The sequence below is a fragment of the Natronosalvus caseinilyticus genome (assembly GCF_017357105.1).
GTDB classification, from domain to species: domain Archaea; phylum Halobacteriota; class Halobacteria; order Halobacteriales; family Natrialbaceae; genus Natronosalvus; species Natronosalvus caseinilyticus.
The window spans coordinates 1,391,345-1,406,978 of the sequence record NZ_CP071596.1 but is presented as its reverse complement, the minus strand read 5'-3'; the positions used below and the strand labels follow the sequence as shown (position 1 = coordinate 1,406,978).

Sequence of the window (15,634 nt, the reverse complement as noted above, 5' to 3'; positions counted from 1 at the left end):
TGTGTAAGACTAGCATGGGATCGAGTACGGGTTCACCAATCGACGATATTTCGTATCTCGCGCGGTCCGAACACCGTGCTCCAACGCTCATCGCTCTAACTGTCCGTCCGCGGAGCCGATCAGAGCTCTGGGAGATGACTGGAGTCTCGTCGTCAACGATTCGGCGGACACTGAGCGAGTTCGAAGAGCGCAACTGGATCCGTAGAAATGGATACCAGTATGAAGCGTCACCACTGGGTACGTTCATCGCATCCGCAGTAGCGGAGTTAATTGAGCGGGTCGAAATCGAGCGAAACCTCCGCGACGTCTGGCAGTGGCTTCCAGGCGAAGAGAGTGGGTTCACGATAGAGATGTGCTCCGATGCGGTCGTGACGGTCGCCGAAGCTGACAACCCGTATGGCCCGATAAACCGATTCCGTGAACTGATCGGTGAAACCGACCAGTTCCGGTTCGTCGGGTCCGATCTCGCTCTCATCGAGCCATGTCGAGACGAGTTCTGTCAGCGGGTCATCGACGGCATGCAAGCGGAGATCATCGATCCGCCAAGCGTCGCCGAGTACATTCGCTCGACTTACCCCGAACTGTCTTCTAAAACCCTGGCAAGTGGCAATCTCACGATCTGGTTACACGACGACCTGCCGCCGTATGGAATCTGTATCTTCGATCACCGGATCGCGATATGTGGTCACGATCCTGACAGCGTGACGGTTCGTGTGCTGGTTGATACCGATTCGCACGAAGCACGAGAGTGGGCGGAATCAAAGTACACGTACTATCGCCGCCAGACCCCAACGATCCCGCTCGAAACAGTCGTGGACTGACGAACTGGCGTGTCTAGTCCCAGTGCGTCTATTCTCTCTTTTCCATACGCCGCCGAAACATTGTCTGATGACATGCCAGCATAGTAAGAGAACAGAATTTCCGATTCGTGGCTCGATCTCCCTCAGTCACTGCCAACTATTCAGCTTTTGCACGAGAGTCACTCGTTGCACAACCGTTAATCAGTGGACACGGCACCAGTCATCACCGGTGTGTCACGAGTTAGCTATCTAACGCTTGAACGCGAACCATCTCTTGCCGAAAGGCAACTGAAACACCATGGCAAAAGCACACAAACTCGATTGTGAAGCGGCAGCTGCTGATTGTCGGTTCATCATCCAATCAGAGAACGAAGCCGAAGCGACCGAACTGGCCAGGAACCACATGAAAGAGGTTCACGGGCAAGACTACACAGCCGAAGAACTACGAGAAAAGCACCTCCAGGTCGTGTAAATATGGCTATCGACACGCAGGTCAACCACGGTATCGACATCGAACAATTCGAAGAGTTCGCCGAATTCGCGGCTGAAAACCCCAATGGGGTGCAGCTCGGGCTCGCTGCTCGCTCGACATACGAGGGGACGTGCGCTCATAGCTTGGCGAAGGTAGACAGCTACGAACTCGGCGGTGAGACGATCGCGCGCGAGACTCGCGAGTACACGATTCCTTACGGAGCGTGGAAGGAAGTGTTGGACGCAGGCGGATGGGTCGGCGGAACCGACCGACTGGAACCGATCGAGGCCGCACTCTCCGCGCTCGCCTCTTGCATCAACGTCGGCATCACCATCAACGCCGTCGCGAACGGCGTCGATATCGAGTACCTCCAGACCCGGGTCCGCACCGAGTTCGATCCGCGCGTCCTCTTCAGCCTCAAGGACCTCGGAGAGGCCGATGCCGTCTTCGAGAATCTAACCGCAGAAGTCGAGATCGAGAGTCCGAATCTCGATAAGGACCAGGTCGACGAATGGGCGCGGCGGGCACCAGTCTACACGCTCGTCTCTCTCGCTCAGGACATCCAACTCACGGTGAATACCCCGGCCGAAGTGGCGGCCGACGACTGATGAGGTGAAGACAAATGGCAAAATCACTAGACGTCGAACGGCTCGAACAGGCGGTCAAGAGCGTCTATCAAGACGTTGCAGAAGAACCGGCAGAAGAGTATCACTTCGAGATGGGGCGCGAGTTGGCAGAACGGCTCGGCTACCCAGCAAGCGATCTCGATCAGATCCCCCCGCAGGCTCTGGAGTCATTCGCGGGCGTGGGATACCACTTCGACCTCGCCGCTCTCGAAGAAGGAGATGACGTGCTCGACCTTGGGAGCGGTTCCGGGACGGATGCGTTCGTCGCAGCGTTACATGTCGGCGAATCCGGGAGTGTGGCCGGGTTAGATATGACCGACCAACAGCTATCGAAGGCACGGCAGTTGCGTGATGAGGTTGGGATGGACAACGTATTCTTCGAGAAGGGGTACATCGAGGACATTCCTTTCGATGACGGGACATTCGACGTCGTACTCTCGAACGGGGTCATCAACCTCTCTGCGGAAAAGCAGCGAGTGTTCACGGAGGCAAATCGAGTCCTCAAACCAGGCGGACGGCTCGCCATCTCCGATATCATCAGCGAGAAACTGATGCCGAAGAGCATCAAGAACAACGAGGACCTGTGGGCAGCTTGTATCGGCGGAGCCGAACAGGTCGATCGTTACACGGAGCTCATAGAGCAGACCGGGTTTGAAGTGAGGGAGGTTCGGGACAATACTCAGTATGAGTTCATCTCGGATCAAGCAGCGAATGCATGTCAGAAGTACGGCGTGAAGAGCATCTCGCTCGGCGCCAACAAGTGATTACAATGGCAACAAGACAATCGGTTACAGACGAACAGCAAGAACAAGTCGAACTCGAGGCAACGCTCCGGAACGGATCACTATTGATGGCGCTCGCGGGCGTCGCGTTCATCGGATACGGAATCGTATTCCTCGTAATGAACTTCGTAGGGACTGGTTTCGAACTCGGGGTCAGTACGCTAAACGGGATGACGAAAGCCGACTTGGACCCGACAGTGGCGTACTACATCAGTCACCTGCACGTCGCCACTGCCGCGTTCATAATTTCGACAGGAATCGCGATCACCGCCCTGTCGTGGTATGGCGTGCGTCAGCGGCTCACCTGGGCGTGGGCAACCGCAGTCGTCGCTGCCGTTACCGGCTTAGCGCTCGCGCTGCCGATGCACTACACGGCAGATGCATTTGCTCACGACTGGATGACGCATCTCGGCCCCATCTACGTGGCGACGGTCGTCTTCGTCGTCGGCGTCGTCATGGCATATCGAGGCTTGAACGCGGCGTAGCTGCGATAGATAGTCAACAGAATTACAGATGATCATCGAATCCAATATCATTTTGCATGGCGGTTCTGTTGTTGAGTTTACACTGCTTGAATACTTACTCCGCGTCGTTCTCTCCCTGTTTGCCTTCGGTGGTATTGCTGCCTTCGTTGTCGGGGGGCTCAAAATTGCCAGCGCCATCCGCTCCAGAACTGTGGAAAACCGGCGGCAGGGAGAAAGGGGCATATGATTACAGCCCAATCGCGTCTGTAAGAGGTCAACTTGCCGAGATCGCCGGCCTCGAGTCGATCGAGCGGATCGGATAAAATCCCATGGACACCATCACCGCCGACTAATTATACGTCCACCTGCTAACGGACATCTATGGACGGTACCGAGCTCCGGGTGGAACACTCGTCGTCGAACACAAGCTGAACCAGCCATCGGGAAGCAGATTGACAGCCGGGTTCTCGAGAGCAAAGACATGTTCGAGACGGTGATGGATACGAAAGAAGAGATACAACACGAGGCAGGGACGATCGTGCCGATTAGAAATGGCGAGTCGATTAGAAAGGGCGAGGTTAGTGTGGAGGCGAAGAACTGGTACAATGGACGGTGTTCGATCGCGCTGACTCGGTGATCAAAAATCAGATTCCTAGAGCGCGAGTCCTAGTGGGAGTAGCCCAATGAACTCTCTTTTTGCTGGTGCCCGATCACCCACTACCCACCGCCCTACCCACCTCGACGTTCGGGCTGTTAACGGCCAACGGCCGTTTCACTGCCGGGCTTTCACAGTTAACTTCGTTCACCACAGCACCCAGCGCTTAACCTGCTAGAACAAGTTATTTATAACTCGTTGCACAATATCAGACAGTGTCTGAAATGACGGGTCAAGATATGGCGGTGTGTATCGATGTCAATCCTGCCGATGATACCGATATCTTCCGAATTGCTGCAGCTGACGATATCCTTCGTCTGTTGGCTGATGCGCACGAGACAGAGTTTACTATAGCTGAACTCGTCAACGCGACCACTGTTACTCGATCCACAGTGTGGAGGGCTATTGATTTACTCGATGGAATTGGTGCAGTCCATGTTCGTGAAACACCCCAGCGAAATTACGTAGCTATCAATCCTCGGCGATTACAAAAAGATGATCCGCTATTAGCTATCGAACAGACGGAGTTCCACGCCCCGATACGCGCATTTATTGAACAGACTCGTGTGGCTATGACTGGCGCCGACAGCGTAGATGATCTTCTCGGAATCGTCGTCTTCGGAAGCGTTGCTCGTGGCGAAGCCGACAGACAGAGTGATATCGATCTGTTCGTCGTCGTTGATGGTGATCGAACGACAGCACGCCGTCTCGTAACTGACGTCGTCAATGATCTCAGTGACCGCCGTTTTGATGGAGACCGGTTTGACTTCGAACCCTACGTCGAATCTAAAGAGAGTGCACACCGTGCCGGATCGAAACTGCGAGAAATTTTCCAAGAAGGAATCACGGTGTATGGCGACGACCGGATCCAGGCAGTGCGTAAGGCGGTGTTCGCCGATGAGTAGTACGCGAATCGATCAACTGATCGACGATGTGCAAGCAGCATTCGACCGCCGGCCAACCGAGATTGAACTCGGCCTCGATGTCGAAGACGCTGCACTCCTCCAACTTCGAAATATGAGTGTCTCTGTGCCTCGAGATGACTACCAAGGTGAAGAATGGGTGCTGAGTTGTTCTGAGTAGACTCGAGTGTACACTACTGTGAAAGCCTCCTGGCGCGCTCGAGTCCCGCGTCTAGTGAGACGCGTCTCGCTAGCCTTCGTTCGTATCACTTGCGAAGATCTCTCTGCGCTCCTCACGAAGTTGCGGTGCTTGCGTCGACGGGGATCCCTGAGCGCGTCAGCCCTTTTCGGACCCACCCGTGTGGACAAATCAGCTGGCTTTTGTGGTTGTTCCCTCCTCGAATAACGGCACGCCCCCCTCGCCGCTTCTGACCGTCGCTCACTCCCGCTCTTCGGTTGCCAGTATTAAGCGCGCTTTCGGTCTTCGCTCGCTCAGACGCGAAAACGGCTTAAAACTGGACGTTCACTCCGGTTGAAGCGCCGCGCGGTACTGGTTAGGTCTAACATCGGCGCGTCTCGCTCGCGCCCCAAGGGGCGCGTGCGAAGGCGCGAGCGAGACGCGTGTGATGAAAAGTTGAACGACGAAGAGAGCCATGGCTGGAGAGTCGTGGTGTCGGAAAAGACGCCGAGTGAGCGCCTTTGGAAGTTGGAATTCCAATGTCTACTAAGAAGTCAGTCAGTAAGGTCGTTTCGATCAATGAACAGGCGTACGAACAGGAGGCGGTTCGAGAAGGAGCGGACGTCGTCGATGAGACCCCAGAATTGCGGCCAACGGTCGAGATGGAGATACAGGCGAAGGTGGATTCGAACCACCCAGAGGGGATGGTCGACACCAGCAAGGATCGGATCTACGGCGTCACCCTGGCCCAGGAAGAGCGCATTCGAGCGAGAGAGGAAGAACTCGAGCGAATCAGTGTACAGGCGGCGTTCGGTCGGCAAGAGGGACGAGCGGAGCGAACGAGAGTAGTGGTCGAAGCGGCACGTCGTGAGCAGGCGGACGAACGAGTCGATCCCCGTGAGAAACTCGAGCGAGAAGAACTGAGACAGGTCAATCAGCAGGCACAGCGGTTGACAGAGGACGTCCAAGGTGGGTACACGCGAGCGGTCATCGGAAAGCGGATTGCCAGTCGAGTACTCGAGGATGCGGACATGTTCGAGGCAGTGATGGACACCAAAGAAGAGATGCAACACGAGGCAGGGACGATCGTACCGATTGGAGACCTCGAGTCGATCAGGCGAGGCGAGGTCAGTGTCGAAGGCCGTGTGATCGAATTGTGGGAGCCCTCAAGTTCAGCGATTCAACAGGTTGGATTGCTTGAGGACGAGACGGGTCGAACGAAGTTTACGATTTGGGCGAAGAGTCGGCAGACGATGGTTCGAGAAGGCGAACGGGTGCGGTTCAGGGCGGCGGCGAAGAACTGGTACAATGGACGGTGTTCGATCGCGCTGACTCGGTGGTCGGAAATCGTGTTCCCAGAGCGCGAGTCCTGGTGGGAGTAGCCCAACGAGTTCTCTTTTTTGCTGTTGTGCCCGATCACCCACTACCCACCGCCCCACCCACCTCCACGTTCCGGGCTGCTCACGGCCGATGGCCGTTGCGCTGCCGGGCTTTCGCCAAAGGAATCCAGTGATGAGAACTCTATCAGACAAATGATGAAGCCACAGGGATCATGAGTGGAATGAAGGAGTAACGGACCCTTTTCGCTCTACTCTCGGGGAATTCTTGCACATTTCTACCCGAACTCGAGAGCCCGGCTTATCCCGTTTCTGATGCGGTCCTCATCGGGCAGATAGTCGTCCTCGCGGGCGAACAGCGGCACGGGCACGTCGTAACCGGTCACCCGTTCGACGGGTGCCTCGAGGTAAAGAAACGCCTCCTCGTTGATGCGAGCCGTGATCTCTCCACCCATTCCGGCCGTCTTAGGCGCCTCGTGAACGACGACGCAGCGGCCAGTCTTCTTCACAGACTCGACGATAGTCTGCGTGTCCAGCGGGTAGAGCGTCCGTGGGTCGATCACCTCAACGCTTGCTTCGACGTCGTTGACGGCGTCAAGCGTCTTGCGGAGCATCGAACCCCACGCAACCACCGTCACATCGTCGCCGAACTCGACGACGCGGGCCTCACCGAGCGGAATTTTGTGTTGGTCAGGTACCTCCTCACGGAACGAGCGGTACAGCCGCGTCGGTTCCATAAATATGACCGGATCGGGGTCGCGAATAGCGGACGTGAGCAGCCCCTTCGTTTCGGCGGGGGACGACGGGAAGACGACCTGCAGGCCGGGAAGATGGGAAAAGCCTGCCTCATAGCTTTCTGAGTGAAGTTCCAATGCATGGATCCCGCCACCGTAGGGCATTCGGATTGTCATGGGACAGGTTATTGTCCCCCGACTTCGGCTTCGTATACGCGCAACGTGCTGTGCTAGCTGGTGAAATCCCTGATAGAGGAAACTCTGGAACTGGATCTCCGCGACCGGCTTCATTCCAGTGGCCGCGAGTCCAACGCCGGTGCCGATAATCCCCGCCTCTGCGACCGGTGTGTCGAACACCCGATCCGGATAGTCGTTGATCAAACCCTGAGTCGCCCTGAATACCCCGCCAACCCGACCAACGTCCTCCCCGTAAACGACGACGCTATCGTCGCGGGCTAACTCCGCATCCAGGGTATCACGAACAGCCTCGACCATTCGGAGTCGTTCAGCCATCCGTATCACCCTCGACCCCTTCCTCGAAGGCATCGGACTGTTGCTCGAGTTCAGACGGCATGTCATCGTACACAAAGCGGAACATATCCGCCGGGTCGATTGCCTGGCGTTCCTTGTTTGCCTGATCGATCGCGTCAGCGAGCTCGGATTCGATTCGTTCGTCGATCGTACCCTCCGTTTCCTCATCCAGGATCTCTCGGTTTTCGAGGAACACCTGGAACCGCAGAATGGGATCACGAAGCTCCCACTCCGCTTCTTCTTCGTGGCCGCGGTAGGCTGTGGGGTCGTCGGAGGTCGTATGCATCGAGCGCCGATACGTCAACGCCTCGATCAGGACTGGATTGCCGTTCCGGGCTTTTTCGACCGCTTCCCTGGCGACACGGTAGACACCCAGAACGTCATTGCCGTCGACTTGAACCCCTTCGATGCCTGCCGCAATTGCCTTTTGAGCCAGCGTCTTTGCTTTGGTTTGCTTCTCAACCCCCGTCGAGATTGCATACCGATTGTTCTGGCAGATAAAAACCGTCTGAGAGTCAGAGACGCCGGCGAAGTTGAACGCTTCGTAGACGTCACCTTCGCTGGTTGCCCCGTCCCCGAAGTACGTAATGGCGATCGTGTCGCGATCTTGCAGTGCCTCTCCCCAACCGATGCCAACGGCGTGCAGCGGCTGGCTCCCAACAGGAATAGCTGGCGGCAAGGCGCCCTTCCCGCCCGGTATTTCGGCGCCTTCCTCCATCCCCATTGCGTACTGGAGGATCTGCTCAGGATCAGTTCCATGCGTCAGTAGCGCAGCTTGCTCGCGGAACGATGGGACGAGCCAATCGTCATCTGCCAGGGCGTATGCGCTCCCGACCTGCGCCGCTTCCTGTCCGATCGCCGGTGCGTATGTCCCGAGTTCACCCCGGCGTTGCAACGCAATTCCGCGCTCGTCGAGTCTGCGTGACCGTTTCATCTGTTCGTACAGGTCGAGCAACTGATCGTCGGTCAACTCGGGCACCAATTCATCGTCAACCGTTTCATCCTCTGCGAGGACCTGTACAGACCGGACAGTAAACTGAGCAACGTCTTCCTGGGGCATACCGAAGGCATGCGCTCGAGCGAGTTAATGCGCGGCCCAGTGTACGACGGCATCTAACGGTGAATGCGCTATCATAAAATACCAAAGTTCGATTTGACAATACTGGTCGGTGAGATGTTTATCCCCGTGTGGGCCCTAGAATCAGGAATGACTATCGGACTTGAAATGGAGTTTTGGGTCGTCGACGAGTATGGGCACCTCTGTGACGGCCACGACCTCACCGAGGTACACGACGATGCCCTTCCCGAATTCGTTGAATCGCTCATCGAAGTTCAGACACCGCCAGGGAACTCAGTTGCTACCATCGCGGACAGTCTTCGGGATGTCCTCGAGCGCCTCCTCGAAGAAGCAGCCGAAACAGACCGAAGGCTCGTTCCACTGGGAACACCGCTCAGTGAGAATCCATCAGGTATCCCCTCGGAACGAGGGGAGTTCCTCGAGCAGATTTACGGAGACGGCCTGGAAGTCGCGAAAAACTGCGCGGGTACCCACGTTCACTTCGAGAAAGGGAACGTAGCCCGGCAGTTGAACCTCTTGACGGCGCTCGACCCGGCGCTGGCTCTCGCCTGTTCGTCACCCTATTACAAGAGCGAACGACTGGCGTGTTCTTCTCGCGCCTATGCCTACCGGTACAAGGCGGGCTACAAATTCGGCAAGTTCCGGGTGCTATGGGAGTATACCGACGATGTGGCCGAGTGGGAGTCACGACTCCAACAGGTCTACGACGAACTGCGAGCAATGGCGCTCAAGCGCGACGTCACTCCGGAGCAGTTCGGCGAGTTGTTCGACCGTGAAAATGTCGTGGTGACACCGGTCAGACTCCGCAATAAGACTCCGACCGTCGAGTGGCGGTCGCCCGACACAACACTCCCGTCCCAGATCCTGCAACTGCTTGCGGATCTGGTCCCACTCGTCCGGCTGACCGATGACCTACCGGTCGAAATCGGTGACCCAGGGATCGAGTCCGACCGAATTGGAATCCCGGAGTATGCCAACCTCCAGCACCTCAGCGATGCGGCGATCGAACGAGGATTGAACTCGACGTCAGTCTGGAAGTATCTAGAACAGATGAACTTCGATACGACTCGGTATCATCCGATTTCCGACCAGATCTACGCTGATGAGACGATCTCGGATGAACGCGCTCGTCGAGTCCGCCTCGAGTACGCGACCCTCCTCGAACGGGACGTGCGCGGACTCGGGAGGTAGTCTCTCCCCCGTGGAACTCATCTTTTTGCTTCCTGCTGGCGCCGCCAGAATGTGAACGCGGCCACTGCGAAGAAGGACTGAGCGGTCAGTCGTCGTCGGTCGATCGGCCGCCGGAGCGTTCTCGCTCGGCGCGACGTTGCTCGTCTAGCCCATCCAGTTCTCGAAGTTTTCAGCGACGTAGTCCTTGTTGCCCCGGCCAAACGCGACGCTAACACCTATGGCGATCGCGTTTCTCCTTACCTCCCTGTGCGAGTAGTTACCCTCGAAATACAGGTTCCAGTACGTGGATCGGTAGCAAAAACGGCCACCTGGGGGAGTGGCCGGGTTATGATGGTGCGACTCGTCCGCTTCGATGCCTAACGGTCTGTATCCTCTGGCATGGGAGGGTATCAGACCGGGCTGACCTCCACCGATGAGTGACAAGGCTGTTGGCCCGTCGTATTCATGCACCGCTCGCTCACAGGGTTACGCCCTCGGTTTCAGTACGTAGAAGCAGTTTCAGCCACGGAGCCGGCGTTCGCCACACGTCGAACACTCGAACACAGAGGCGTGGTGGCCGTTTCGAGCCGGTTCCGAGTTTCCGAGATACTTCATCGTCGGGCCACAGACCCGCCACCGATTTCGAAGCCGGCTTGAGTGATGGGGCTGGCTCACCGGAATCGACCCTCTGCGTATACGAGTTGCACCCGCCCGTGGTCTCGAGAACCCTACCAAATCGGTGAACGTCTCGAACGTTCGGTTCTCGGTCCGCTTCACGTGGCTGGGGCTGCGACGCGGTCGGTGAGCGGCGACGCGCCGGGAAGGACTCGGACGAGCGCCGTCAAAGGTTCGTACGCGAACCGTTCGTCGGGTGACTTAACGACGAGGAGTTTCCAGAATCCGGGAGCGGCAAGTTCGATTCGACAGCGTCCCGTGTCGTCAGTCCGTACCAAGATCCGACGACGGGTTCTGATGGTGATACCCTCGACGGGCCTTTTCCAGTGATCGCGAACACGGACGGTGACGGGTTCGCCCACCAAGATCTCGTCCGGCGTTTCGAGAGTGATCGGAAGAACGGGGTGCATGCCACACAGCAACATAGTTGAGTCCAAATAGCTTCGCCCGCCCATTGATGGGGCGTGGTGCAGCGTCTCTCGCGGTACACGTAGGCGATCCTCTCTTGACGGCATCACGAGGCGTGACATCCTCCCACGACTACAGTCGTGGGCTTCCCACGCCCGCACCGCAATGCGCTGGTTTGGGAACGTACGTTTACGACCCGACACGCCGATGGGAGTGCCACGCCCCCGTTACACCTATCCTGTACAGGACTCGGAGGTACCTGGTTGTTTACCGTCGGTCTGGTCGTCCGAAGGCTTACTTTTTGATGAGGCAAACACCAGGTCAACTGCCAGTTTTCGGACAGTCAATCACGATGGGGAACCATCGCAACGACAACTACGGATACGTAGTATGGACACTCATACGTTGCGATTTCAGTGGTTGCGAACAGTGCGGCGATTCATCCCACGACTTCAGTCGGGGGTTTTCTCGCCTAATCTCTATAATAGTCGTCCATATTCTTCTGTTCTCGATCTTTCTGGCTGCCAGGCTTGTTTGCACGCGGTCGCCCAGTGTTTGGATCCTTCCGAAATGTCACATCGACGGTCTTGAGAAATCGATTAATTCCCTGACGGACAGATTGGGGTGATCGACCGATGCCGTTTGCCCCAGGGTTGCCTTCAAACACCATTGCCCGATCAGAGAGATAATCCAGCAGCAGCAGGTCGTGCTCGATAACGAGACAGGGTGAACCGGTCTGATCGATGAACTGACGGAGCGTCGCAGCAAATGACATCCGCTGTTCCGCATCAAGGTACGCTGATGGTTCGTCTAACAAGTATATCTCCGCGTCTCTGGCGAGCGCGAGTGCAATGCTAGTGCGCTGTAGTTCGCCACCGGAGAGGTCGTTGATCTCTCGTTTAAACAGTGACTCGAGATCGAACGGCTTCTGAATCCTCGTTTCGAACTCCTGATCGTAAATATCGACGTGATTGGCAAAGAGCTCCCGGACCGTGCCTTCAACGGGCGGATCAAGGTACTGCGGTTTGTACGAGATTGTCGCGTTCGTCTCTAGTTCTCCGGTATCCGGTTCGAGGACGCCCGCTAGCAGCCTCGCGAACGTACTCTTTCCGAGGCCATTACGACCGAAAATTCCGAGGATCTCTCCCTCGAAGATAGTACCCGATTCCACTTCAAGCGTAAATGAGTCGAACTCCTTTCGGAGGATCGGAAACTCGAGGAACGGCGCGCCGTCGATGTCACGTCGGTCGGATCGTCTGAGGAAGTCAATGGCAGTTTCTCGGATGCGCACATTTTCACCTCGTAAGTGCCCATCCAGAAACTGATTGATCCCTCGTCGAGCGGAGAGCGGCCGCGAGACGACACCGAACCCGCCCGGGTCCCCGTAAAAGACGTGAATGTTATCGGCTACGACATCGAGCGTGATGAGATCATGGTCAACGACGATGACCTGCCTTCCTCTTGCAAGCTCCTTGAGTGCTCGTGCGATAGTCACCCGCAGGCCGGCGTCGAGGTATGACGAGGGTTCGTCGATCAGATAGCTGTCCACGTTGGCGACGATCGTCGCTGCAATCGCGACTCGCTGGAGTTCGCCGCCTGAGAGGTCATCGAGACTCCGGTCAGCGACCTCCTCGAGGTCCAACCGTTCGATAGCCTCGTTGCGGATAGATCGTTCGTCACGCTCCTTGAGGAGAGCTCGAACGGTCCCATCGTAGCGCTCGGGGATCCGATCGACTCGCTGTGGTTTATATACAGACTGGACGGCGCCGTCCCGAAGCTTCTCGAGGTAGTTCTGGACTGCAGTCCCACGGAACTCACGGACGATGTCGTCCCAGTCTGGCTCGTCGTCGGCGTTCCCTAAGTTCGGTTTTAACAAACCGCCGAGGATCCGGAGCGCGGTCGATTTCCCGCTTCCGTTTGGGCCTAGGATACCGACGACGCGGTCTTCGATAGGGGCTGGCAATTCGTAGAGCCGGAACCCGTTTTCACCGTATTGATGGACCAATTCGCCGCGTTCGGCGGGCAGGCGAACAATCTTGATTGCGTCGTTCGGAATCTTGTTTGTGACAATTTTGTGTTCCTCAATCACTTTCTCGTCGTCGATGTGGAGTTCGCCATCCTTTGTGACGTGAAATCCGTCGCGCCCCATCCGATTCAAGGGGTCGTATTTCAAGGCGATATTTCGAACCTCGTCGGTGAGCTGCCCTTGATCGATAATCGCGGCATACTCGTCTTTTTGTGCTGTCCGCGAGTGGGCGTCACCCATAGACTAATTAGTGGACTCAGCCTCAAATGGATTTCACCAGCGGATTCCTCTCACCGGTTGATGTACGTCGCCTATGACACCATCACAATTGTGATATTTCGCCAATCATATTCTCAGCAAATCCGATGCTCGAAACGCCTTATTGCTGAACGTCAGGAGTGGGCGTGGAGCACGAATCGAGTACTGAGTTGATGCATATGTTTTTCAACTGCGTGTTCTATAATCTAACAAATGACTCTGGAATTGACGAATTATAATCCAAAGTCTCCTATATCGCCAATTATCGGTTTCGGTCTCACCGTAATAACTACACTTACGTCAGCGATTGCTATCGCATTCTTCTCAATATTATTTATCTCCTGAGATTATTCGCTGACGATTAATATCATCCACATATTGATCTCTATGCTATCGTCGATGTCGCCATGTGTAATGTTATCAATAGACGCCAATGAGTCCGTTGCCTGACCAGAAAGGAGAGAAGAGCATATATAAGGAATTCAAGTTGTCTGGCTAGCTTACCTCTGTTTAGCTAATTCAGGCTGCCTGTTTATCGCTGTCAGAAGCAAAAGCGTGGTATGAGTGAGTTTTCCGATCGGCTTTTGATACTCCTGATGGCATCGGTCACCCTCGGAAGCGTCCTCATAGGATGGGTCGGTGGATTCTTACTACCGCAGGTTACTGGCTGGGGACAAAACGTCGGAATGGCTATTCTATTCGTCGTTTTCGTAGCCGCTTTGATCGGGGTCTGGTTCGAATTAAAGAGTATCGATACAGATCGTGGCTGATCCACGTCGGAGCCCAGTTACCGATTGAAATGTGGCCAATTTTCTTGGGCGACCAGTTCTGTTGCACCGCAGCATCCACATTTTGCGGGTGCATCGTACTGGTGACCGTTATCGGTTTGTTCGGACACCGTACCGGCGTGTATTACCTGACACTGCGTGCAAACGTACTTTTCAGGGAGTTCTGGAGTGTGTGCCTTGTATTTAGATACCGCTGTCAACAAGTTGTTAAGTACCACGGATCGGGTGATCCGTGGCACTCTGCCTTGCAATCTATAGAAGGTCATTCGCCCTCGTTTTCTGTGTGAACTGCCTCGGAGTCAAGACCTGAGGCGATTTACAGTTCCGCGAAGTCGGTTTCTAGGTGATCGCCAGACACCCACATGGTGTCACGATCCTTTGCGAGCTGGGCAAACTCCCAGACAGACATCTCTGCACGTTGGGCGGCTTTCGTGAACGTGATCTCATCGGCAGCGAGCCGTTCGAGTGCTTGCTCTCGACGTCATTTCTCGAGCCCCTCCAAGAGGAGTTTTCGCACTGCGGTGCTCCGATCAAGACGTTCTTCCTCGAGGTATACTTCGAGTTCCGCTTCAAGATCATCCGAAATCCGCGCCGATATCGTTCCCATGGCTTATGCTCTGTTAGCAAGGTATGCTGGTGTTTCGTTCATTTCAGTTGCTCCGATTCCATCGCTCGAGACGGTTTATCGCCCCATGAGGGGTGACGGGGCGAACAGGTAGTTGCCTCGTCGGAGTTAGTGATGGCTACACAGACGACATATAGCAGTCGCTTTGCTCGAGTATCGAATACAGAGAGACCGTCAAACTCAACGTGTCCCGAATGCAGTGGACAACTCCTCACAGTAAACCGTGAAACGTGTTGTCGAACGTGCGGGTTGATCGTCGACGAAGAGTTGCTCGATCACAGTGCAGAATGGTTCGTCTCAGGTGAAAACGCGGATCGGCGTCGAACCGGAGCGCCTTTGACTGCCGGACGGCACGACCGCGGCCTTTCGAGCGAAATCGGTTGGCACGTCGATGGACAGGGGAACACACTCTCGGGACGAAAGCAACGCCAACTCAACCGACTACGCAATCACCATCGACGAAGTCAGTGGCGATCAAAGCGCGAACAGAATCTTGCATATGGTCTTGGCGAAGTGCGTCGGCTAATGAGCGCTCTCGAGTTGTCAACGTCACTCGTTGAGCAGGCGTGTACGCTCTTTCGCCGTGCCCAGAGTCGCGATCTCTGTCGAGGCCGATCCCTCGATTCAATCGCCGCAGCGAGCGTGTACGCAGTCTGTCGATGCAACGGGCTGGGTCGAACGCTCGGTGAGATCCAATGCGTAGCGACGTGCTCACGAGCACAGATCGAGCGTGCATATGCAGTCATGAATGTTACACTCGAGTTGCCAACGGTGGTTCCACGCCCACAAAACGTTCTCCCGCGACTCTCGAATGAACTAGAGTTGCCTGATGAGGTTCGGTATCGAGCGCTCAGGTTAGCGACAATCGCCGACAACGCTAGACTCACAGTCGGGCGTCAACCTCAGGGATTCGCTGCAGCCTGTGTGTACGAAGCGGGGAAAGAACTCGGGTACCCGATTACACAAAGAAAACTCGCAGACGTAGCAAACACGTCCACAGCGACAATTCGGACACATCGAAATGTACTCCTCGAAGCCCTTGATGTTCAGAAAAGCAATTAAGTCGGGGTTGCAGCAGTCAGAAATCGAGTTCAGAGATTCGATTAGCTGAAATAGAGGGCGCTA

The 15,634-nt window shown here is 55.9% G+C and carries 15 protein-coding genes and 2 pseudogenes; 12 read left to right on the top strand and 5 right to left on the bottom strand.

From position 1 onward, the window contains the following. Positions 1-14: 14 nt before the first annotated feature. The 9 genes and pseudogenes from J1N60_RS06785 to J1N60_RS06745 all read left to right on the top strand — a co-directional run bounded on the left by J1N60_RS06785 (position 15) and on the right by J1N60_RS06745 (position 6,261). The gene (locus J1N60_RS06785; protein ID WP_312911744.1) at positions 15-821 is read left to right on the top strand and encodes a helix-turn-helix transcriptional regulator; all 807 of its coding nucleotides are present in this window, start codon (positions 15-17) and stop codon (positions 819-821) included. Positions 822-1,098: 277 nt separating this feature from the next. Beyond that, complete coding sequence (locus tag J1N60_RS06780; RefSeq protein WP_312911743.1) at positions 1,099-1,272, top strand: DUF1059 domain-containing protein; 174 nt, start codon at positions 1,099-1,101, stop codon at positions 1,270-1,272. A 2-nt stretch (positions 1,273-1,274) separates the two neighbouring features. Beyond that, positions 1,275-1,880, top strand: coding sequence for an OsmC family protein (locus tag J1N60_RS06775; RefSeq protein ID WP_312911742.1), 606 nt, complete (start codon positions 1,275-1,277; stop codon positions 1,878-1,880). A 14-nt stretch (positions 1,881-1,894) separates the two neighbouring features. Continuing rightward, complete coding sequence (locus J1N60_RS06770) at positions 1,895-2,662, top strand: methyltransferase domain-containing protein (protein ID WP_312911741.1); 768 nt, start codon at positions 1,895-1,897, stop codon at positions 2,660-2,662. 5 nt (positions 2,663-2,667) lie between these two features. After that, on the top strand, positions 2,668-3,165 hold the full coding sequence (locus tag J1N60_RS06765; protein ID WP_312911740.1) for a hypothetical protein: 498 nt from the start codon (positions 2,668-2,670) through the stop codon (positions 3,163-3,165). 28 nt (positions 3,166-3,193) lie between these two features. Beyond that, complete coding sequence (locus tag J1N60_RS06760) at positions 3,194-3,391, top strand: hypothetical protein (protein ID WP_312911739.1); 198 nt, start codon at positions 3,194-3,196, stop codon at positions 3,389-3,391. Between the two features lie 632 nt (positions 3,392-4,023). Beyond that, complete coding sequence (locus J1N60_RS06750) at positions 4,024-4,704, top strand: nucleotidyltransferase domain-containing protein (protein ID WP_312912548.1); 681 nt, start codon at positions 4,024-4,026, stop codon at positions 4,702-4,704. Further along, positions 4,697-4,813, top strand: a pseudogene (locus tag J1N60_RS20760) (DUF8154 family protein); the annotation flags it as partial. The gene J1N60_RS06750 and the pseudogene J1N60_RS20760, both read left to right, overlap by 8 nt. 605 nt (positions 4,814-5,418) lie before the next feature. Then, positions 5,419-6,261, top strand: a complete 843-nt coding sequence (locus tag J1N60_RS06745) for a DNA-binding protein (RefSeq protein ID WP_312911738.1) — start codon at positions 5,419-5,421, stop codon at positions 6,259-6,261. 233 nt (positions 6,262-6,494) lie between these two features. On the opposite strand, the gene J1N60_RS06740 is transcribed toward J1N60_RS06745, so the two are convergent. Both J1N60_RS06740 and pdhA read right to left on the bottom strand, forming a co-directional pair. Next, on the bottom strand, positions 6,495-7,463 hold the full coding sequence (locus tag J1N60_RS06740; RefSeq protein ID WP_312911737.1) for an alpha-ketoacid dehydrogenase subunit beta: 969 nt from the start codon (positions 7,461-7,463) through the stop codon (positions 6,495-6,497). After that, positions 7,456-8,541, bottom strand: a complete 1,086-nt coding sequence (gene pdhA, locus J1N60_RS06735) for a pyruvate dehydrogenase (acetyl-transferring) E1 component subunit alpha (protein ID WP_312911735.1) — start codon at positions 8,539-8,541, stop codon at positions 7,456-7,458. Before pdhA ends, J1N60_RS06740 begins: the two co-directional genes overlap by 8 nt. 147 nt (positions 8,542-8,688) lie before the next feature. Here pdhA and J1N60_RS06730 point away from each other — a divergent pair, with 147 nt between their 5' ends. Beyond that, positions 8,689-9,750: a glutamate-cysteine ligase family protein gene (locus J1N60_RS06730; RefSeq protein ID WP_312911733.1), complete on the top strand. Its 1,062-nt coding sequence runs from the start codon at positions 8,689-8,691 to the stop codon at positions 9,748-9,750. Positions 9,751-10,502: 752 nt separating this feature from the next. Here J1N60_RS06730 and J1N60_RS06725 read toward each other — a convergent pair. Together J1N60_RS06725 and J1N60_RS06720 are read right to left on the bottom strand one after the other, a co-directional pair. After that, a complete protein-coding gene (locus J1N60_RS06725; protein ID WP_312911731.1) occupies positions 10,503-10,766 on the bottom strand; it encodes a carboxypeptidase regulatory-like domain-containing protein in 264 nt (87 codons plus the stop codon). Positions 10,767-11,284: 518 nt separating this feature from the next. After that, a complete protein-coding gene (locus J1N60_RS06720; RefSeq protein WP_312911729.1) occupies positions 11,285-13,078 on the bottom strand; it encodes a ribosome biogenesis/translation initiation ATPase RLI in 1,794 nt (597 codons plus the stop codon). A gap of 578 nt (positions 13,079-13,656) precedes the next feature. On the opposite strand from J1N60_RS06720, the gene J1N60_RS06715 reads away from it, so the two are divergent. Next, entirely contained in the window at positions 13,657-13,866 is a 210-nt protein-coding gene (locus tag J1N60_RS06715; protein ID WP_312911727.1) for a hypothetical protein, read from the top strand. Between the two features lie 334 nt (positions 13,867-14,200). On the opposite strand, the pseudogene J1N60_RS06710 reads toward J1N60_RS06715, so the two are convergent. Continuing rightward, a pseudogene (locus J1N60_RS06710) lies at positions 14,201-14,491 on the bottom strand (hypothetical protein). Positions 14,492-14,623: 132 nt separating this feature from the next. Here J1N60_RS06710 and J1N60_RS06705 point away from each other — a divergent pair. Then, positions 14,624-15,571, top strand: coding sequence for a transcription initiation factor IIB (locus J1N60_RS06705; RefSeq protein ID WP_312911726.1), 948 nt, complete (start codon positions 14,624-14,626; stop codon positions 15,569-15,571). Positions 15,572-15,634: the final 63 nt, after the last annotated feature.

What these genes read in the sequence shown, in the direction of transcription:
- J1N60_RS06740 (WP_312911737.1), bottom strand. Translation starts at nt 7,463, where the DNA reads ATGGCTGAACGACTCCGAATGGTCGAGGCTGTTCGTGATACCCTGGAT.
- J1N60_RS06720 (WP_312911729.1), bottom strand. Translation starts at nt 13,078, where the DNA reads ATGGGTGACGCCCACTCGCGGACAGCACAAAAAGACGAGTATGCCGCG.
- J1N60_RS06765 (WP_312911740.1), top strand. Translation starts at nt 2,668, where the DNA reads ATGGCAACAAGACAATCGGTTACAGACGAACAGCAAGAACAAGTCGAA.
- J1N60_RS06770 (WP_312911741.1), top strand. Translation starts at nt 1,895, where the DNA reads ATGGCAAAATCACTAGACGTCGAACGGCTCGAACAGGCGGTCAAGAGC.
- J1N60_RS06750 (WP_312912548.1), top strand. Translation starts at nt 4,024, where the DNA reads ATGACGGGTCAAGATATGGCGGTGTGTATCGATGTCAATCCTGCCGAT.
- pdhA (WP_312911735.1), bottom strand. Translation starts at nt 8,541, where the DNA reads ATGCCCCAGGAAGACGTTGCTCAGTTTACTGTCCGGTCTGTACAGGTC.
- J1N60_RS06760 (WP_312911739.1), top strand. Translation starts at nt 3,194, where the DNA reads ATGATCATCGAATCCAATATCATTTTGCATGGCGGTTCTGTTGTTGAG.
- J1N60_RS06730 (WP_312911733.1), top strand. Translation starts at nt 8,689, where the DNA reads ATGACTATCGGACTTGAAATGGAGTTTTGGGTCGTCGACGAGTATGGG.
- J1N60_RS06715 (WP_312911727.1), top strand. Translation starts at nt 13,657, where the DNA reads ATGAGTGAGTTTTCCGATCGGCTTTTGATACTCCTGATGGCATCGGTC.
- J1N60_RS06780 (WP_312911743.1), top strand. Translation starts at nt 1,099, where the DNA reads ATGGCAAAAGCACACAAACTCGATTGTGAAGCGGCAGCTGCTGATTGT.
- J1N60_RS06785 (WP_312911744.1), top strand. Translation starts at nt 15, where the DNA reads ATGGGATCGAGTACGGGTTCACCAATCGACGATATTTCGTATCTCGCG.
- J1N60_RS06705 (WP_312911726.1), top strand. Translation starts at nt 14,624, where the DNA reads ATGGCTACACAGACGACATATAGCAGTCGCTTTGCTCGAGTATCGAAT.
- J1N60_RS06775 (WP_312911742.1), top strand. Translation starts at nt 1,275, where the DNA reads ATGGCTATCGACACGCAGGTCAACCACGGTATCGACATCGAACAATTC.
- J1N60_RS06745 (WP_312911738.1), top strand. Translation starts at nt 5,419, where the DNA reads ATGTCTACTAAGAAGTCAGTCAGTAAGGTCGTTTCGATCAATGAACAG.